This window comes from Arenibacter sp. ARW7G5Y1, from assembly GCF_003201775.1.
GTDB lineage: Bacteria > Bacteroidota > Bacteroidia > Flavobacteriales > Flavobacteriaceae > Arenibacter.
In genome coordinates this window covers 75,152-92,634 of sequence record NZ_QJJZ01000013.1, presented here as the reverse complement: position 1 = coordinate 92,634, position 17,483 = coordinate 75,152, and the positions used below count along the sequence as shown (strand labels likewise).

Genomic DNA, 17,483 nt, shown 5'->3' with positions numbered 1-17,483 from the left:
ACTGGTTTCAGGTTTAACATTAGTGTTAAAAACCGTTACCGTAAATCAATAATTATGTTTACAGATCCAATTGCGGATTATTTGACTAGAATTAGAAACGCAAGTAGCGCTGGCCACAGGGTGGTGGAGATTCCTGCCTCTAATTTAAAGAAAGAAATTACTAAAATATTATTCGATCAAGGATATATTTTAAGCTACAAATTTGAGGATGACGCGGTTCAGGGGACTATTAAAATAGCCTTGAAATATGACAAATTCACAAAAGAACCGGTTATAAAGAAAATAAAGCGAGTTAGTACACCAGGACTTAGGAAATATGCCAGCTCCGAGGAGTTGCCAAGAGTGTTGAACGGTCTTGGTATTGCTATTATTTCTACTTCCCATGGTGTAATGACCAGCAAACAGGCAAAGCTTGAGAATGCAGGTGGGGAAGTATTATGTTATGTTTATTAATACTATAAAGATTTAGAAAGATGTCTAGAACAGGTAATAATCCAATAGCAATTCCAGAAGGAGTAACCGTAGAGGTTAAGGAAGATGTTATTACTGTAAAAGGTAAGCTGGGAGAACTTTCCCAAGAATTTTCTGGTGCTGCTGTAAAGGTTGAAGACGGTCAGGTATTTGTTACAAGACCTTCAGATTCCAAGGAGCATAAGGCAAAGCATGGTCTTTACAGATCTTTGATCTTTAATATGGTCCAAGGAGTTTCTAAAGGATGGGTAAAGGAATTGGAGTTGGTAGGAGTAGGATATCGTGCCAGTAACCAAGGACAAACATTGGATCTAGCTTTAGGATTTTCGCACAATATTGTTTTGGATCTGGCTTCAGAGGTAAAAGTTGAGACCGTATCCGAGAAAGGAAAGAATCCTATTATAAAGCTAAGTTCGCATGATAAGCAATTAGTGGGGCAGATCGCCGCTAAGATTAGATCTTTCCGTAAGCCAGAGCCTTACAAAGGAAAAGGAATTAAGTTTGTTGGTGAACAATTAAGAAGAAAAGCTGGTAAATCGGCTTAATAATTAGCATTATGGGATTAACGAAGACTGAAAGAAGACTACGTATCAGAAGGAGGATTAGAAAAATATCCTCAGGTACTGCAGAAAGGCCAAGGCTTGCTGTTTTTAGAAGCAATACTGGAATATACGCTCAAATTATTGATGATGTGGCCGGAACAACCTTAGTGTCCGCTTCCTCAAGAGATAAGGCGTTGGCTAAGGCTAAAGGGACTAAGACAGAAGTGGCTAAGCTAGTAGGTAAGGCTATTGCCGAAAAGGCAAAAGAAGCTGGAATAGAAGCGGTTGCTTTTGATAGGGGTGGTAATTTGTACCACGGAAGAGTTAAATCATTAGCCGATGGCGCTAGGGAAGCAGGATTAAAATTCTAAGAATATTATGTATCAGAAATACAAAAACGTAGAGACTGTTAAGCCGGGAGGTTTAGAATTAAAAGATAGATTGGTTGGGGTACAACGTGTTACCAAAGTTACAAAAGGTGGTAGAGCGTTCGGATTCTCGGCCATAGTTGTGGTAGGTGATGAAAATGGTGTTGTGGGTCACGGTCTAGGTAAGTCCAAGGAAGTTGCTACGGCAATTGCCAAGGCTATAGAAGATGCTAAAAAGAATCTTATTAGAATTCCTTTGAACAAAGGTACCTTACCTCATGAACAAAAAGGGAAATTCGGTGGAGCTAGGGTTTATATCCAGCCTGCATCGCATGGTACCGGAGTAATTGCAGGTGGAGCTGTTAGGGCAGTATTGGAGGCAGTAGGTGTTCATGATGTATTGTCCAAATCACAAGGTTCTTCCAATCCCCATAACGTGGTAAAGGCTACTTTTGATGCGCTTTTACAACTTAGAGGAGCAAAGACAGTTGCAAACCAAAGAGGTATTTCTTTAGAAAAAGTTTTTAAAGGATAAAACCAAGAATAGAATGGGAAAGATTAAAGTAAAACAGGTAAAGAGCAGTATTAAAAGGGCTCAAAATCAAAAGAGAACATTAGAGGCTCTTGGTTTACGAAGAATAGGACAGGTTGTGGAACATGATGCTACCTCAAATATTCTTGGAATGATAAATAAAGTTAAACACTTAGTTTCCACAGAGGAGGCTTAATATAATTTTAGTGTTATGAATTTAAGTAATTTAAAGCCAGCGGATGGTGCTGTCCAAAAAGCCGGCAAAGTCGTAGGTAGAGGTCAAGGTTCCGGAAAGGGAGGTACTGCTACCAGAGGACATAAAGGTGCTAAATCCAGATCTGGTTATTCTAAGAAAATTGGTTTCGAAGGTGGGCAAATGCCTTTGCAGAGACGTGTTCCAAAATTTGGTTTCACTAATATCAATAGAAAGGATTACGCTGGGATCAATTTGGAAAAATTACAGGAATTGGTAGACAAAGGAACTGTGAAGGATACGGTTACTTTGGATATCCTGGTAGAAAATGGATTGGTTGGTAAAAACGATTTGGTTAAGATTCTTGGTAATGGAGAGCTAAAAGCCCCCCTTAAAGTTTCTGTACATAAATTTACAGCTACAGCAAAAGCCGCAATTGAGGCTGCAGGTGGTGAGGCTCTAAGTTTATAAGCAAAGAATACTATGAAGAAATTTTTCGAGACATTATCAAATATTTGGAAGATTGAAGAGCTTAAGGGTAGAATAATTGTTACCCTTGGTTTGCTTTTAGTGTATCGTTTTGGTGCGCAGGTCGTTCTTCCAGGTATTGATTCTACTCAGCTGGGTGCTTTGGCCTCCAGTACTGATAGTGGTATCTTAGGAATATTGAATGCCTTTACTGGGGGCGCATTGTCCAACGCCTCTATTTTTGCGTTGGGAATTATGCCCTATATTTCTGCTTCCATTGTGGTGCAGTTGATGGGTATAGCCATTCCTTATCTTCAAAAGTTGCAAAAGGAAGGTGAAAGCGGAAGAAAAACGATCAATCAGATTACCAGATGGCTTACTATCGGGATATGTATTGTTCAGGCTCCTGCTTATTTATACAGTTTGGGAGCTTTGGGTGTTCCGGATAGTGCCTTCGTATTTGGCAAAGGACTTGATTTTGTAATTCCTTCAGTGATAATATTGGTTGCAGGAACTATTTTTGCAATGTGGTTAGGTGAAAAAATCACCGATAAGGGTATCGGAAACGGTATATCCCTATTGATCATGGTTGGTATTATCGCCAATATGCCACAGAATTTTGTGCAGGAATTTATTTCCAGAACGGCCAATAATAACGGGGGATTGATGTTCATGCTTATCGAGGTGATCATCTGGTTCGTGGTTATTTTATTATGTGTGTTGTTGGTGATGGCTACTCGTCAAATTCCGGTTCAATATGCTAGAAGAACTGCTTCCGGGGGATACGAAAAGAATATCATGGGATCTAGGCAGTATATTCCCTTAAAGTTGAATGCTTCTGGAGTAATGCCCATTATATTTGCGCAGGCAATTATGTTTGCACCGGGACTGTTGGGCAAGACCTTTAATAATACGGCAGTAGGGCAGTGGATGGAAGTTCAATTCCAGGATATATTTGGATTGGCATACAATCTTTTGTTCGGGTTCCTTATTATTGTCTTCACCTATTTTTATACGGCTATTACAGTGCCTACGAATAAAATGGCCGATGACCTGAAAAGGAGTGGTGGTTTTATTCCGGGAATTAGACCAGGAAAGGAAACTGGGGATTATTTGGATAAGATAATGTCATTGATTACTTTGCCAGGATCTGTTTTCCTAGCTTTGTTGGCGGTATTGCCGGCAGTGATCGTGAAGCTTATGGATGTACAGGCAGGTTGGGCTTTGTTTTACGGAGGAACGTCCTTGTTGATTATGGTAGGTGTGGCGATCGATACAGTACAACAGGTAAATTCTTATTTGTTGAACAGACATTACGACGGTTTGATGAAATCAGGAAAAAATAGAAAGGTAGCATAGATTATGGCTAAACAATCAGCAATAGAGCAAGATGGAAGCATAATTGAGGCATTGTCAAATGCCATGTTTCGCGTGGAGTTGGAAAACGGTCATGTGGTAACGGCACATATCTCTGGAAAAATGCGTATGCATTATATTAAGTTACTTCCAGGGGATAAGGTTAAGCTCGAAATGAGCCCTTACGATTTAAGTAAAGCAAGAATTACATATAGATATTAAGCAAATAGGATGAAAGTTAGAGCATCAATAAAGAAGAGAAGTGCCGAGTGCAAGATTGTGCGTAGAAAAGGCAGATTGTACGTAATTAATAAAAAGAATCCTAGATTTAAACAAAGACAAGGGTAATTATGGCAAGAATTGCAGGTGTAGACATACCAAAACAGAAAAGAGGGGTAATAGCCCTAACCTATATCTTTGGTATAGGAAAAAGTAGGGCAAAGGAGATTTTATCCACTGCCCAAGTAAGTGAGGATACCAAAGTATCTGATTGGAACGATGATGAGATTGGTCGTATTCGTGAAGCAGTTTCTTCTTTGACTATAGAAGGGGAATTGCGTTCCGAAAACCAATTGAACATTAAGCGTTTAATGGATATAGGTTGTTATAGAGGTATTCGCCATAGATCTGGTCTGCCTTTAAGGGGTCAGCGTACCAAGAACAACTCTAGGACAAGAAAAGGTAAGAGGAAAACAGTTGCTAACAAGAAGAAGGCAACTAAATAATAATTAGGATATTATGGCAAAGGCAAATGCAAAAGCAGCAAAGAAGCGCAAAGTTATAGTAGAGTCCGTGGGCGAAGCCCATGTTACTGCTTCTTTTAATAATATTATTATTTCTTTAACCAATAAGAAGGGTGATGTAATTTCTTGGTCTTCAGCAGGTAAAATGGGTTTTAGGGGTTCAAAAAAGAACACTCCCTATGCAGCTCAAATAGCATCTGAAGATTGTGCCAAAGTTGCTCATGAAGCTGGTTTGAGAAAAGTAAAGGTTTATGTAAAAGGTCCGGGAAATGGTAGGGAATCTGCCATTCGTTCCATACATAACTCAGGAATTGAAGTTACAGAGATTATCGATGTAACTCCAATGCCGCACAATGGTTGTAGACCACCAAAAAGAAGAAGAGTATAATTAATAGTAATCAATTGCCCCATGGGGTATTTCAAGGAGATGTAGTTACGATTATCGAAGGATAAGCCTTAATTCATGATCACGTTTCCAAACTAAAAGAAAATGGCAAGATATACAGGACCAAAAACAAAGATCGCCCGTAAATTCGGTGAAGCGATTTTCGGAGATGATAAATCTTTTGAGAAAAGAAATTATCCTCCAGGACAACACGGTAACAACAGACGTCGTGGTAAAAAGTCTGAATATGCTATCCAGTTAATGGAAAAGCAAAAAGCAAAATACACTTACGGTATTTTGGAAAAACAATTCCGAAACATATTTGCCAAAGCAAATAGGAGTAAAGGAGTAACCGGTGAAGTATTGCTTCAATTGTGTGAATCACGTTTAGACAACGTTGTTTACAGAATGGGTATCTCCCCTTCTAGAAGCGGTGCAAGACAATTGGTTTCACATAGACATATTACGGTCAACGGAGAGTTGGTGAACATTCCATCTTATAACTTGAAACCCGGTGATGTGGTTGGTGTTAGGGAAAAATCAAAATCTTTAAAAGCGATTGAAGACGCTCTTTCTGCAAACAGCAGTGTTTACGAGTGGATTACTTGGAATTCAGAGAAAATGGAAGGTAATTTTGTTGCCGTTCCGGAAAGAATGCAAATTCCAGAGAATATCAAAGAACAATTAATAGTCGAGTTATACTCTAAATAAAAACAACACTGATCCAATTATGGCATTATTAAATTTTCAGAAGCCCGATAAAGTTATAATGATTGATTCCTCCGATTTCGAAGGTAAATTCGAATTTCGTCCATTGGAACCAGGTTATGGCTTAACTGTTGGGAACGCATTAAGAAGAGTTTTGCTTTCGTCCTTGGAAGGTTTTGCTATCACTTCTGTTAGAATTGATAAGGTAGAACATGAGTTCTCTGTAATTTCCGGTGTTGTGGAAGATGTTACCGAAATCATTCTAAATCTTAAACAAGTTCGTTTCAAAAGACAGATAGACGATGTTGATAGTGAGACAGTATCTATCTCCGTTAGCGGAAAGGAACAATTGACTGCAGGTGATTTTCAAAAATTTATTTCTGGTTATCAAGTATTGAATCCGGATTTGGTTATTTGTAACATGGATCCCAAGGTTAGCATTAACATGGAGATTACCATAGATAAAGGTAGAGGATATGTGCCTGCCGAGGAGAATAAAAAATCCAATGCACCACTAGGTACCATAGCCGTTGATTCTATCTTTACGCCTATTAAAAATGTAAAGTACAGTATAGAAAACTTCCGTGTAGAGCAAAAGACCGATTATGAGAAATTGGTTTTTGAAATCGCAACCGATGGTTCAATTCATCCAAAGGAGGCTTTGACCGAAGGGGCAAAGGTTCTTATACATCACTTTATGTTGTTCTCCGATGAGCGAATTACCTTAGAGGCGGACGAGATAGCGCAGACAGAGACCTATGATGAGGAATCATTACATATGCGTCAGCTATTGAAGACCAAATTGGTTGATATGGATCTTTCTGTAAGAGCATTGAACTGTTTGAAAGCTGCAGAAGTTGATACACTTGGTGATCTTGTTTCTTTTAATAAGAACGATTTGATGAAGTTTAGAAACTTTGGTAAAAAATCCTTGACCGAATTGGAAGAATTGGTGATCAATAAAGGTTTGAGCTTTGGAATGGATTTGTCAAAATATAAATTGGATAAAGATTAATTGAACTTTCACGGGCATTGGGAATACCCAAACCAAGAAAGAATATAGAAAAGAACAATGAGACACGGTAAGAAAGTTAATCATTTAGGAAGAAAGGCGGCCCATAGAAAATCTATGTTGGCAAATATGGCCTGTTCATTAATAGAGCACAAGAGAATTAATACAACTGTTGCAAAGGCAAAAGCCCTAAAGCAGTTTGTGGAACCATTGATTACCAAATCAAAAACTGAGAATAATCAAACAGTTGAGAAAGGGACCCACAATAGACGTATTGTTTTTAAAAGCCTTCGTGACAAGTATGCGGTTACAGAGCTTTTTAGCAGTGTTGCTGAAAAGGTAGCCGACAGACCAGGAGGATATACCAGGATTATCAAATTGGGTAATCGTCTTGGGGATAACGCAGACATGGCTATGATAGAGCTAGTGGATTTTAACGAAATCTATAATGCTGGTAAGCCTAAGAAGCAAAAGACTACAAGAAGGGGTAGAAGCAAAAAATCAGAGGATGCTACGGCTGTTGTTGAAGAAACGGCAAAAGCAGAAAGTGCAAAGGCTGAAGAACCAAAAGTAGAAGAGCCAAAAGCTCAGGAGCCAAAAGCTGAAAAAAAAGCGGATGATGCTAAAGAGTAAAATTGTTATTAAATATTAATAATTGTAAAAGGATAAGCCTAAAAGCTTATCCTTTTTTTATGTTATTTTGCAAAACGAAAAATTGTAACGCCAAAAAATGAAGTATCAAACAAGAAAAAAAGCAATATTGTTGCTTGCCGATGGGACTATTTTTCACGGTAAGGCTGTAGGGGACAAAGAAGGAACTGCCTTTGGAGAGGCTTGTTTTAACACTGGTATGACCGGCTATCAGGAGATATTTACGGATCCGTCCTATTTTGGGCAAATCATGGTAACCACCAATGCCCATATTGGAAATTATGGCGCCAATAACGAGGAAGTTGAATCTGATTCCGTGAAAATATCCGGCTTGGTGTGTAAAAATTTCAGTTACCATTATTCCAGACCCGATGCGGATTTAAGTCTACAGGAATTTTTGGATAAAAATAATTTGTTGGCCATTTCCGACGTGGATACCAGGGCTTTGGTGGGGTATATTCGGGATAACGGTGCCATGAATGCGGTAATATCTACGGATGTGGACAATATTGAGGGGTTGAAGAGAAAATTGGCAGAAGTGCCAAGCATGGAAGGTTTGGAACTTTCTTCTAAAGTTTCTACCAAAGAGGCTTATTATTATGGGGATAAGGATGCAAAATATAAAGTATCTGCCCTAGATATCGGGATTAAGAAAAATATTCTTCGAAACTTGGCGAAAAGGGATGCGTACATCAAGGTTTTCCCCTACAATGCAACATTTCAGGAAATGAGCTCTTGGAATCCTGACGGCTACTTCATTTCCAATGGTCCTGGAGATCCAGATCCCCTGCAAGAGGCGATAGCGTCGGCCAAAGAAATGATCAAATCCAACAAACCTTTATTTGGTATATGTCTGGGGCATCAAGTGTTGGCATTGGCCAATGGGGTTTCTACATATAAAATGCATAACGGACATAGGGGTATAAACCACCCTGTAATGAATTTGGTAACTGGAAAAGGGGAGATTACTTCACAAAATCACGGTTTTGCCATCAACAGGGAAGAGACCGAGGCCAATCCCAATTTGGAAATAACCCATGTTCATCTTAATGATAATACCGTAGCCGGGATTAAAATGAAAGATAAGAACGTATTTTCCGTTCAATACCACCCTGAGGCAAGTCCAGGGCCACATGATGCAGACTATTTGTTCGATCAATTTTTCGAAATGATCCAATCTACGGTAAACTAAAACGTTATAGTTTTATTTTATTGTTATCAAAGGGTCATTAATGCCAGTATTAGTGGGGTTAAAAGCGCTCCCTTTGCTATATTTGCATAATAATTTAACTAAAAAATAAAAGAAAGACATATGAGTATCATCCTAAGTGTTCATGCACGACAAATTTTGGATTCAAGAGGCAATCCAACAGTAGAAGTAGATGTAATTACCGAAAATGGAGTAATGGGAAGGGCAGCTGTTCCTTCAGGAGCTTCTACAGGTGAGCATGAAGCGGTTGAGCTTCGTGATGGAGGAAAAACTTTCATGGGTAAAGGAGTAGGAAAGGCGGTTAACAATGTAAATACCGTTATAGCCGAGGAGATTCTGGGTATGTCCGTTTTTGAACAAAATTTGGTTGACCAAACCATGATAGACTTGGATGGTACGCCCAACAAATCGAAATTGGGGGCCAATGCCATTTTGGGAGTTTCCCTTGCAGTTGCCAAGGCCGCTGCCAATGAATTGGGATTGTCCCTATTTAGGTATGTGGGCGGTGTTAGCGCCAATACTTTACCGGTGCCAATGATGAATATAATTAATGGGGGGTCACATTCCGATGCTCCCATAGCTTTTCAAGAATTTATGGTGATGCCGGTTAAGGCCAATAATTTTTCGCATGCCATGCAAATGGGTACTGAAATATTCCATAATCTAAAAAAAGTTTTACACGATAGGGGATTAAGTACAGCTGTTGGGGATGAAGGTGGTTTTGCTCCCAATCTTGCCGGCGGTACCGAGGATGCATTGGATACAATTGCAAAAGCGGTAGAAAAGGCAGGATACAAATTAGGGGACGATGTTATGATCGCCTTGGATTGTGCTGCTGCAGAATTCTATGTGGATGGAAAATACGATTATACCAAGTTTGAAGGTGATAAGGGAGTCGTTAGAACTTCTGAGGAACAAGCTCAATATTTGGCAGACTTGAGTGGTAAATATCCAATTATTTCCATTGAGGATGGTATGGATGAGAACGATTGGAAAGGTTGGAAGGCTTTGACCGATAAAATTGGGGATAAAGTACAGTTGGTAGGCGATGATTTATTTGTGACCAACGTAGAGCGTTTGTCCAGAGGGATAAAGGAAGGTATTGCCAACTCCATTCTTATCAAAGTTAACCAGATTGGAACTTTAACCGAAACCATAGCAGCGGTGAATATGGCTAAAAATGCGGGTTACACTTCTGTTATGTCGCACCGTTCAGGTGAAACGGAGGATAACACCATTGCCGATTTGGCCGTTGCCTTAAATACTGGGCAGATTAAAACTGGTTCAGCTTCCAGATCCGATAGGATGGCTAAATACAACCAATTGTTAAGGATAGAGGAAGAATTGGGGAGTACGGCATATTATCCAGGAGTGGATGCCTTCAAAATAAAATAACACAAAATTTAGTACGTTAAAAAAAGCCATTCTATATAGAGTGGCTTTTTTTTTAAATATCATGGTGGTTTGTTTACTTATCAGAAATAAATAATTATATTATCCTACTCAAATTAATACTCGAAATAATAACCAAATCCTGGATTAAATGAATAATTTTCTATTTGTTGCTGCTGAGAATGACGGTATTCCAAAGTGCAAGGCCGGTGGTATGGGCGATGTTGTTAGGGATGTGCCTCGGCAGATTTCGGATAGGGGAGATATGGCGCATGTAGTAGTGCCCTCCTATTCAAGATTGCATCAAAATGGAACCTTCATTACCAATCTTAATTTAAACCTGAGGGGGATGGTCTATGTGGCAGAGTTATATGAAGTCTCCCCCAAAAAGGAATTTGCAAATTTACATCATTACGTAATACACCATCCTGAAATTACCGGTGGTGAAATAGGACATATTTATCATGATGATCCGGAAGAGGCTTTTTTTACGGATAACATTAAGTTCACTATTTTTTGTACGGCCGTGGCCGAGGCAATAAAGGTTGGGGCTTTTGGGGAATTGGATATAGTTCATATGCACGATTGGCATTCCAGTTTGGTTTTGTTTCTAAAAACCTATCACCCCGAATATCAGGCCCTTAAGAAAATGCGCTATGTCTATACCATTCATAATCTGGCCATTCAAGGTATACGACCGTTCTATAATAATTACTCATCCCTAGGAAATTGGTTTCCCAATGTATCCATAGATGAAAAGAAGTTGATGGACTATAGGTACCAAGATTGTATTAATCTTATGGCTGTAGGTATTCGATTGGCCGATGCCGTACATACCGTATCCCCCTCGTATAAGGAGGATGTACTAAGACCGAGCAATCCACCTGAATTTATAGGAGGTGAAGGTTTGGAAATGGACTTACAGGAGGCAAACAATCAAGGGAGGTTGTTCGGGATTCTCAATGGTTCCAATTACAAGAATATTCGTGCGGCCGAAAAGGGATTGTTGTACAGAAATATCGTCAAGGCTTTATTTAGGTGGCTACAGGAGGAATCCAAGAAATATAAAGCCGATTTTTTGGCGCATACCGGGGAAAAGGTAATGGAATATGTTACTGAAAAGCCTAAATTCATAGTTTCAAGTGTGGCCCGTTTAACAGAGCAGAAATTTTATTTCTTTAAGCGTTCACCGGAGGCATTTGTGCAAATATTGAACAGATTGAAAAAGGTAGACGGAATCTTTATGCTTTTGGGAACAGGTGCCCCTGAATATGAAGAGCTATTTCGTCAATTGAGCTATGATCATAAAAATTTTATTTTCACCAACGGTCAATCCGAAGATTTGATCGATTCGATATATTTGGAAACCGACCTATATTTTATGCCCAGTTTATTCGAGCCCTGTGGCATTAGCCAAATGTTGGCCATGCGTAATGGAAATCCATGTCTGGTACACAATACGGGTGGTCTAAGGGATACTGTAGAGCACATGAGAACTGGATTTAGTTTTGATGGGAAGACCTATGATGATAAAATTAAAAATATGATCTTGGCACTTGATCAGGCTTTGGATGTTTTTGAGAATGACAAACCAAAGTGGAAGCAGATTCAGGCCAATGCCAAAAAGATGAGGTTCACCTGGGAAAAATCGGTTGATGATTACTACAAATATCTTTATTCCATTAACCAATAGAATCAAATCATATCAGGTTTTTGAATAATTCACTATTATTCATTAAATAACAAAATCTTCAATTGTTATCCTTGGGTGTTTTTAGTATTTTTACGAATAATTGAATAAAACAGGAATTTAAAAAATGGCGAATAACGCAACATTAGAATACAACGGGAAAAAATTTGAATTTCCAGTTATAGAAGGCACTGAAAATGAGTTGGCTATAGATATCAAAACTTTGAGGGCCAATTCAGGAATGATAACGATAGACCCTGGGTTTAAGAATACCGGCTCCTGTGAGAGTGCCATTACTTTTCTGGATGGTGAAAAGGGAGTTTTAAGGTATCGCGGATATTCTATTGAAGAATTGGCGGAAAAGGCCGATTTTCTGGAAGTGGCCTATTTGTTGATTTTTGGAGCATTGCCAAATCAAGGGCAATTGGATAAATTTCATGAAGATATAAAAGCTGAATCGCATGTAGATGAGGAGATGAAGAAGATTTTGGATGGTTTTCCAAAATCGGCACATCCAATGGGTGTACTTTCCAGCTTAACCAGTGCGCTGATTGCCTTTAATCCAACTTCAGTAAACGTATCCTCGGAAAAGGAAATGTATTGGGCCATAGTAAGGATCTTGGCCAAATTTCCTGTTTTGGTGGCATGGACCTTAAGAAAGAAAAAAGGATTGCCGCTGGATTATGGGGACGATTCCTTGGGTTATGTGGAGAATATTCATAAAATGATGTTCAAAAAGCCCAACCAGGATTACAAAAAGAACAAGATCGTCATTGAGGCCTTGGATAAATTATTGATCTTGCATGCGGACCATGAACAAAACTGTTCTACTTCTACCGTTCGTATCGTAGGATCTTCACATGCGGGATTATTTGCCTCCATTTCTGCCGGGATCTGTGCACTTTGGGGCCCCTTACACGGTGGAGCCAATCAGGCGGTTTTGGAAATGTTGGAGGCTATAGAGGCCGATGGAGGGGATACCAAAAAGTATATGGCCAAGGCCAAGGACAAGAACGATCCTTTTCGTTTAATGGGCTTTGGACATAGAGTGTACAAGAATTTTGATCCCAGGGCAAAGATTATTAAACTGGCAGCTGAGGAAGTTCTTGGAGATTTGGGTATAGATGATCCAATCTTGGATATAGCTAAAGGATTGGCAAAAGAGGCCTTGGAAGATAAATATTTTGTAGACAGAAAATTATATCCCAACGTTGACTTTTACTCTGGAATAATATATAGGGCACTAGGTATTCCAACAGAAATGTTCACCGTTATGTTTGCTTTGGGACGCCTACCGGGCTGGATTGCCCAATGGAGGGAAATGAGGTTGAATAATGAGCCTATCGGTAGACCAAGACAGGTATATATTGGAGAAAAGAGCAGATCCTTTGTTGCTTTGGACAAAAGATAGAAAAAACACAAATTCTATGCCACTGCCCTTTGTGTTAAATATACAAAGGGCAGTTTTTATTTATCAGAATAAGTATTTCTATCTTTACCTAAAAAGCAGGTATGCTAAAGTTGAACGTACAGGATGAAACTTCACGCTTAAGATCTGTGGTATTGGGAACGGCTAAAAGCTGTGGCCCTATTCCGAAACCAGAGGAAGCCTATGATCCCAAGTCATTGGAACATATTTTGGCCGGCACCTACCCCAAAGAGGTGGATATGGTAAGGGAAATGGACGGTTTTGCCCAAGTATTTGCCAAATACGATGTTCAAGTGTTTAGGCCCAAAGTCTTGAAGGATTGTAATCAAATATTTTCACGGGATATTGCTTTTGTTATTGGGGATAAGCTGGTGAAGGCGAATATTCTTCCGGATAGGGAAAAGGAATTTCAGGCTATTAAATATGTGTTGAATAAAATAGATGAAGATCAGATAATCTATCCCCCAGAAGAGGTTCATGTAGAGGGAGGGGACGTTATGCCATGGGGAGAGTATATTTTTATGGGCACATATACGGGTTCGGATTATGCGGATTATATTACGGCACGTACCAACCAGGAAGCGGTAGATTTTATTGCCAGTCAATTCCCAAATAAAAAGGTAAAGGCTTTTGAACTTAGAAAGTCGAATACCAATGCCAGGGAAAATGCCCTACATTTGGACTGTTGTTTTCAGCCCGTTGGAAAAAATAAGGCCATTTTACATAAGAATGGATTTTTAAGGGAAGAGGAGTATCAATGGTTGCTGGATTATTTTGGAAGCGACAATGTATTCGAGATCGGGAAAGAGGAAATGTATAATATGGTAAGCAATGTTTTTTCCATATCCCCCAATGTGGTGGTTTCTGAGCGTAATTTTACAAGGTTGAACAACTGGTTGCGGGAACACGGTTTTACGGTGGAGGAAATAGCTTATTCGGAGATAGCCAAACAAGAGGGGCTTTTAAGGTGTAGCACCTTGCCCTTGGTGAGGGAATAGTATAGTTCTAGTGCCAATTTTTGCATATAATCCGTTCCAGGAAATAATTAAGCTAAATTTGCACAGTTTTAATGATGGAAAGTTTTGTAATACCCAATTTGAAAAGTGACTAATAAAATGCAAATTACCAATACTATTTTGATGGTGCGCCCAGTGAATTTTCGAATGAACGAGCAAACTGCCGTGAATAACTATTTTCAGGAAGATCTTGATCTAAAAAACCAGGAAATAAATTTGAAGGCGCAGGAGGAATTTGATGCTTTTGTTTTGGAGTTGAGGGAAAAAGGGGTAAATGTTATAGTGGTAGATGACAAAAAGGATGTGGATACCCCGGATTCCATATTTCCCAATAATTGGGTGTCCTTCCATGCCGATGGAACAGTGGGGATTTATCCTATGTTCGCCGAGAATAGAAGAAATGAACGAAGGGATGATATTCTGGCACTTTTGGAGCAGAGGGGGTTTATTATAGAAAATATAATGGATTATACCTCGGCTGAGGAGGAGGGCTATTTTTTGGAAGGCACAGGAAGTGTTGTATTGGACAGGGTGAATGAAAAAGCCTATTGTGCCCTCTCAGATAGGGCGCATGAGGATTTGTTTATAGAGTTTTGTGAAGATTTTGAATATACTCCTATTGTATTCACTGCCAATCAATCCGTAGCGGGTACCCGAAAACCTATTTATCATACCAACGTAATGATGTGTTTGGCAGAAACGTTTGCGGTAATATGTTTGGATTCCATTGATGACAAAAAAGAAAAAAAGAATGTCGTGAGCCATTTAAAACAAGATGGCAAGGAAATTATTACTATTTCCGAAAAACAGATGCACCATTTTGCCGGGAATATGCTACAGGTCTTCGGAATGGGAGAAAAACGCTATTTGGTAATGAGTACGGCAGCTTACACTAGTTTAAGACAGGAACAGTTAAGGGCGTTGGAAAAGCATTGTGCCATCATCCATAGTTCGTTGGATACTATTGAAACCTGCGGAGGCGGCAGTGCACGCTGTATGATGGCAGAGGTGTTTCTTCCAAAAGAGTAATTATTTATCCATTGGTTTTTGTTCCTTACCTATTAAAGTATAATAGCTATGGTATTTCAGTAGCTCCTTGATAAAAACTATGGCCATAAAGACCATAAAAAAGGCAAAGGGAAGTGAAGTGATAATCAATAGCTTTTGTGCGGCACTTAATACATCTACCTCTGGTTTTGCATTGCCCAATAGAATTAGGGCAATTGTAGCCAAAAAAATAAAGAGGGACCAAATTAGGCGATGTTTTTTGCTAGGTTCTTGTTTGCCTTTATCCGAAAACATACTCAATACAAAAACAGCAGAATCAACGGAAGTTACCAAAAAACCTATCAATAATAATATGGTGGTAATATTAAGGAATGTGGCGAAAGGGTAGTTGCCGAAAAAAACAAAAATAGAGGAAAACACACCATTAAATTCGTTGTTATAACTTCCCCATCCCTCAATGAGTTGGAAGGCCGAGGTTCCAAATACTGAAAACCAAAAAAAGGTACCCAAACTGGGGATGACCAAAACACCCAATAACAACTGTCTTAGGCTACGCCCTTTGGAGATCCTGGCAATAAAGATTCCTGTAAAAGGTGCCCATGCCAACCAAAATGCCCAATAGTAGAAGGTCCAATCAGTGAGAAAAGCCATGCCTGGATCATAACTGCCATAGGCCAAACTCAGGGGTATGAAATCAATTATGTAGTGGAAGGTAGCCACTAAAAAATGGTTTACAACCTTAAGGATGTCGCTGTGAACAAGGGCAAAAATCAATACCACCAAGGTGATAAGGATGTTTACCTTTGAAAGTATCTGAATTCCTTTGTTAACCCCTTTCCAAGCAGAATAGAAAGCCAACACCGAGATAAGGGTGGTGAGCAATAGCGTAGTGGCCAAGCCGAAATTGGAAGAGGTAATATGATTTAGGCCTCCATTAATTTGGGTTGTTCCCAGGCCTATGGCCGCAACCAGACCAAATACCGTGGTCATAATGGTAAGGGCATCAATTCCTGTTCTTGCCGCCTTATTGGGCAATATGTCCCCAATGGTAGAGCTGATGAGTACTTTTTTCTTTCTAACAAAAAGATAATAACCTAGGGTCATGGCAAAAAGTCCATAAAATGCCCAGGCCGTAAATCCCCACTGATAAAAGGTGAATTCCAGGGCTAGGATTTCCGATGGCAAATCTGAAGGGAAGGGAGGGTTTTGCTGCATAAAAACAGGTTCCTGAACTGCACGGAGCAAGATTCCAGCACCCATACCGGCACTATAAAGCATGGCCGTCCATGCCCAAGTGGTAAATTCAGGTCTTTCATTTTTTCTGCCCAGTTTTATTTTTCCTAAAGGGGATAGTGCAATGACCAACAAAAGAAATACGAAGCCCAGCCCAAGATATAGGTAGAAATATCCAAAATAGTTCCTGACCCAAATGGAAGCGATTTCAATGGCCTCATAGGTTGCTTCCGTGGCTATGAACACTACGATTGTACATATCAAAAGGATTCCAACGGAAATGTAAAGCAATGGGTTTTTGCGAAAAGGATTCAACATTTTGATAATATCGGTTTTAATTTATGCAAACTAAGTATTCAAAGTTTTACGGCTAGCTTATGTTATTTATATTATGACTAATTAAAGGTCATTTACTACAGGGCAATCTCCTTAAGCATCAAAAGGAAACTACCGATGACATTTCGGCCCAGGTCCCAACGAAACGGGTTGGGTTGTAGCAAGCCTCAAGGTATTCAGATCTCATTTAGAGCGCAAACCATCCGGTTTTCTTTTCAATTAGTGGCGGACGGGTTAAATATCTTCTATATTCGTAGGTGCATTGTCTGCCCTATGTCCCAGTAATTTTGTAAAAAATTTCTGTACGGCCTTTGTGTCAGATTTTATTTTGATAAAATATTGGTCCCTGTAAATTGTATATAGGCCAAGGTCCGTCTTATATAATGTAAATTTGTAATATGGTATAATAAGTCCAAAGGTTTCGAGTAGTGACCTAAAGCGAATTATGATTCCTTTTGGTCTTAACTCAATGTTGCAGGTGTTGGTGTTGTTGTCCAAGATCAATAGATTTTTAATTTCCATGCTACTGTCAACAATGAACAATTTGGGAGACCCAATACCGTCCAGGGCCAAACGCTCTTTTAGGGTAAAAGGTTTTCCAACTTCTTCGTCTATTTTTTTGGTAATTTCTTTGTTGTTATAGGAAACGTTCAGCAACATAAATTTTATGGATATCCAGTTTAAATCATCACAGTATGGTACTATGGGCCGTATAGGCTAATAAAGTTAAAAAAAACTTC

At 39.3% G+C, this 17,483-nt stretch carries 22 protein-coding genes; 20 read left to right on the top strand and 2 right to left on the bottom strand.

Annotated elements, in window-relative coordinates:
- Positions 1-54 precede the first annotated feature (54 nt).
- The 20 genes from rpsH (at position 55) to ctlX (ending at position 15,195) form a co-directional block, all read left to right on the top strand.
- Positions 55-453: a 30S ribosomal protein S8 gene (gene rpsH / locus C7972_RS17370; protein ID WP_110357438.1), complete on the top strand. Its 399-nt coding sequence runs from the start codon at positions 55-57 to the stop codon at positions 451-453.
- A gap of 20 nt (positions 454-473) precedes the next feature.
- Positions 474-1,016 (top strand): 50S ribosomal protein L6, encoded by a 543-nt coding sequence (gene rplF / locus C7972_RS17365; protein WP_072865345.1) that lies wholly within the window; start codon positions 474-476, stop codon positions 1,014-1,016.
- Between the two features lie 11 nt (positions 1,017-1,027).
- Positions 1,028-1,384, top strand: coding sequence for a 50S ribosomal protein L18 (rplR, locus tag C7972_RS17360; RefSeq protein WP_110357437.1), 357 nt, complete (start codon positions 1,028-1,030; stop codon positions 1,382-1,384).
- A gap of 7 nt (positions 1,385-1,391) precedes the next feature.
- Positions 1,392-1,916, top strand: a complete 525-nt coding sequence (rpsE, locus tag C7972_RS17355) for a 30S ribosomal protein S5 (protein WP_031445099.1) — start codon at positions 1,392-1,394, stop codon at positions 1,914-1,916.
- Positions 1,917-1,929: 13 nt separating this feature from the next.
- Complete coding sequence (gene rpmD, locus C7972_RS17350; RefSeq protein WP_072865343.1) at positions 1,930-2,109, top strand: 50S ribosomal protein L30; 180 nt, start codon at positions 1,930-1,932, stop codon at positions 2,107-2,109.
- 15 nt (positions 2,110-2,124) lie between these two features.
- Complete coding sequence (gene rplO / locus C7972_RS17345; protein WP_110357436.1) at positions 2,125-2,577, top strand: 50S ribosomal protein L15; 453 nt, start codon at positions 2,125-2,127, stop codon at positions 2,575-2,577.
- Between the two features lie 12 nt (positions 2,578-2,589).
- Positions 2,590-3,933 (top strand): preprotein translocase subunit SecY, encoded by a 1,344-nt coding sequence (secY, locus tag C7972_RS17340; RefSeq protein ID WP_110357435.1) that lies wholly within the window; start codon positions 2,590-2,592, stop codon positions 3,931-3,933.
- Positions 3,934-3,936: 3 nt separating this feature from the next.
- The gene (gene infA / locus C7972_RS17335; protein ID WP_013549436.1) at positions 3,937-4,152 is read left to right on the top strand and encodes a translation initiation factor IF-1; all 216 of its coding nucleotides are present in this window, start codon (positions 3,937-3,939) and stop codon (positions 4,150-4,152) included.
- A 9-nt stretch (positions 4,153-4,161) separates the two neighbouring features.
- Positions 4,162-4,278, top strand: coding sequence for a type B 50S ribosomal protein L36 (gene ykgO, locus C7972_RS17330; protein ID WP_013621733.1), 117 nt, complete (start codon positions 4,162-4,164; stop codon positions 4,276-4,278).
- Between the two features lie 2 nt (positions 4,279-4,280).
- A complete protein-coding gene (rpsM, locus tag C7972_RS17325) occupies positions 4,281-4,655 on the top strand; it encodes a 30S ribosomal protein S13 (protein ID WP_031445095.1) in 375 nt (124 codons plus the stop codon).
- Positions 4,656-4,668: 13 nt separating this feature from the next.
- Positions 4,669-5,061 carry a 30S ribosomal protein S11 gene (gene rpsK / locus C7972_RS17320; RefSeq protein ID WP_031445094.1) on the top strand — a complete coding sequence of 131 codons (393 nt, stop codon included), beginning with the start codon at positions 4,669-4,671 and terminating at the stop codon, positions 5,059-5,061.
- Positions 5,062-5,163: 102 nt separating this feature from the next.
- Positions 5,164-5,769, top strand: a complete 606-nt coding sequence (gene rpsD, locus C7972_RS17315; protein WP_110357434.1) for a 30S ribosomal protein S4 — start codon at positions 5,164-5,166, stop codon at positions 5,767-5,769.
- Between the two features lie 19 nt (positions 5,770-5,788).
- Entirely contained in the window at positions 5,789-6,781 is a 993-nt protein-coding gene (locus tag C7972_RS17310) for a DNA-directed RNA polymerase subunit alpha (RefSeq protein ID WP_031445092.1), read from the top strand.
- A 57-nt stretch (positions 6,782-6,838) separates the two neighbouring features.
- Complete coding sequence (rplQ, locus tag C7972_RS17305; protein ID WP_110357433.1) at positions 6,839-7,411, top strand: 50S ribosomal protein L17; 573 nt, start codon at positions 6,839-6,841, stop codon at positions 7,409-7,411.
- A gap of 97 nt (positions 7,412-7,508) precedes the next feature.
- The gene (gene carA / locus C7972_RS17300) at positions 7,509-8,621 is read left to right on the top strand and encodes a glutamine-hydrolyzing carbamoyl-phosphate synthase small subunit (RefSeq protein ID WP_110357432.1); all 1,113 of its coding nucleotides are present in this window, start codon (positions 7,509-7,511) and stop codon (positions 8,619-8,621) included.
- Between the two features lie 120 nt (positions 8,622-8,741).
- Entirely contained in the window at positions 8,742-10,034 is a 1,293-nt protein-coding gene (gene eno, locus C7972_RS17295; RefSeq protein WP_110357431.1) for a phosphopyruvate hydratase, read from the top strand.
- 148 nt (positions 10,035-10,182) lie between these two features.
- The gene (locus C7972_RS17290; protein ID WP_110357430.1) at positions 10,183-11,724 is read left to right on the top strand and encodes a glycogen synthase; all 1,542 of its coding nucleotides are present in this window, start codon (positions 10,183-10,185) and stop codon (positions 11,722-11,724) included.
- Positions 11,725-11,848: 124 nt separating this feature from the next.
- Positions 11,849-13,132 carry a citrate synthase gene (locus C7972_RS17285; RefSeq protein ID WP_110357429.1) on the top strand — a complete coding sequence of 428 codons (1,284 nt, stop codon included), beginning with the start codon at positions 11,849-11,851 and terminating at the stop codon, positions 13,130-13,132.
- Positions 13,133-13,233: 101 nt separating this feature from the next.
- On the top strand, positions 13,234-14,148 hold the full coding sequence (locus C7972_RS17280; protein WP_110357428.1) for a dimethylarginine dimethylaminohydrolase family protein: 915 nt from the start codon (positions 13,234-13,236) through the stop codon (positions 14,146-14,148).
- Between the two features lie 117 nt (positions 14,149-14,265).
- The gene (gene ctlX / locus C7972_RS17275; RefSeq protein WP_110357427.1) at positions 14,266-15,195 is read left to right on the top strand and encodes a citrulline utilization hydrolase CtlX; all 930 of its coding nucleotides are present in this window, start codon (positions 14,266-14,268) and stop codon (positions 15,193-15,195) included.
- Here the strand turns inward: ctlX and C7972_RS17270 are convergent, their stop codons facing one another.
- Both C7972_RS17270 and C7972_RS17265 read right to left on the bottom strand, forming a co-directional pair.
- Positions 15,196-16,725: a BCCT family transporter gene (locus tag C7972_RS17270; protein WP_110357426.1), complete on the bottom strand. Its 1,530-nt coding sequence runs from the start codon at positions 16,723-16,725 to the stop codon at positions 15,196-15,198.
- Positions 16,726-16,977: 252 nt separating this feature from the next.
- A complete protein-coding gene (locus tag C7972_RS17265) occupies positions 16,978-17,403 on the bottom strand; it encodes a hypothetical protein (protein ID WP_110357425.1) in 426 nt (141 codons plus the stop codon).
- Positions 17,404-17,483: the final 80 nt, after the last annotated feature.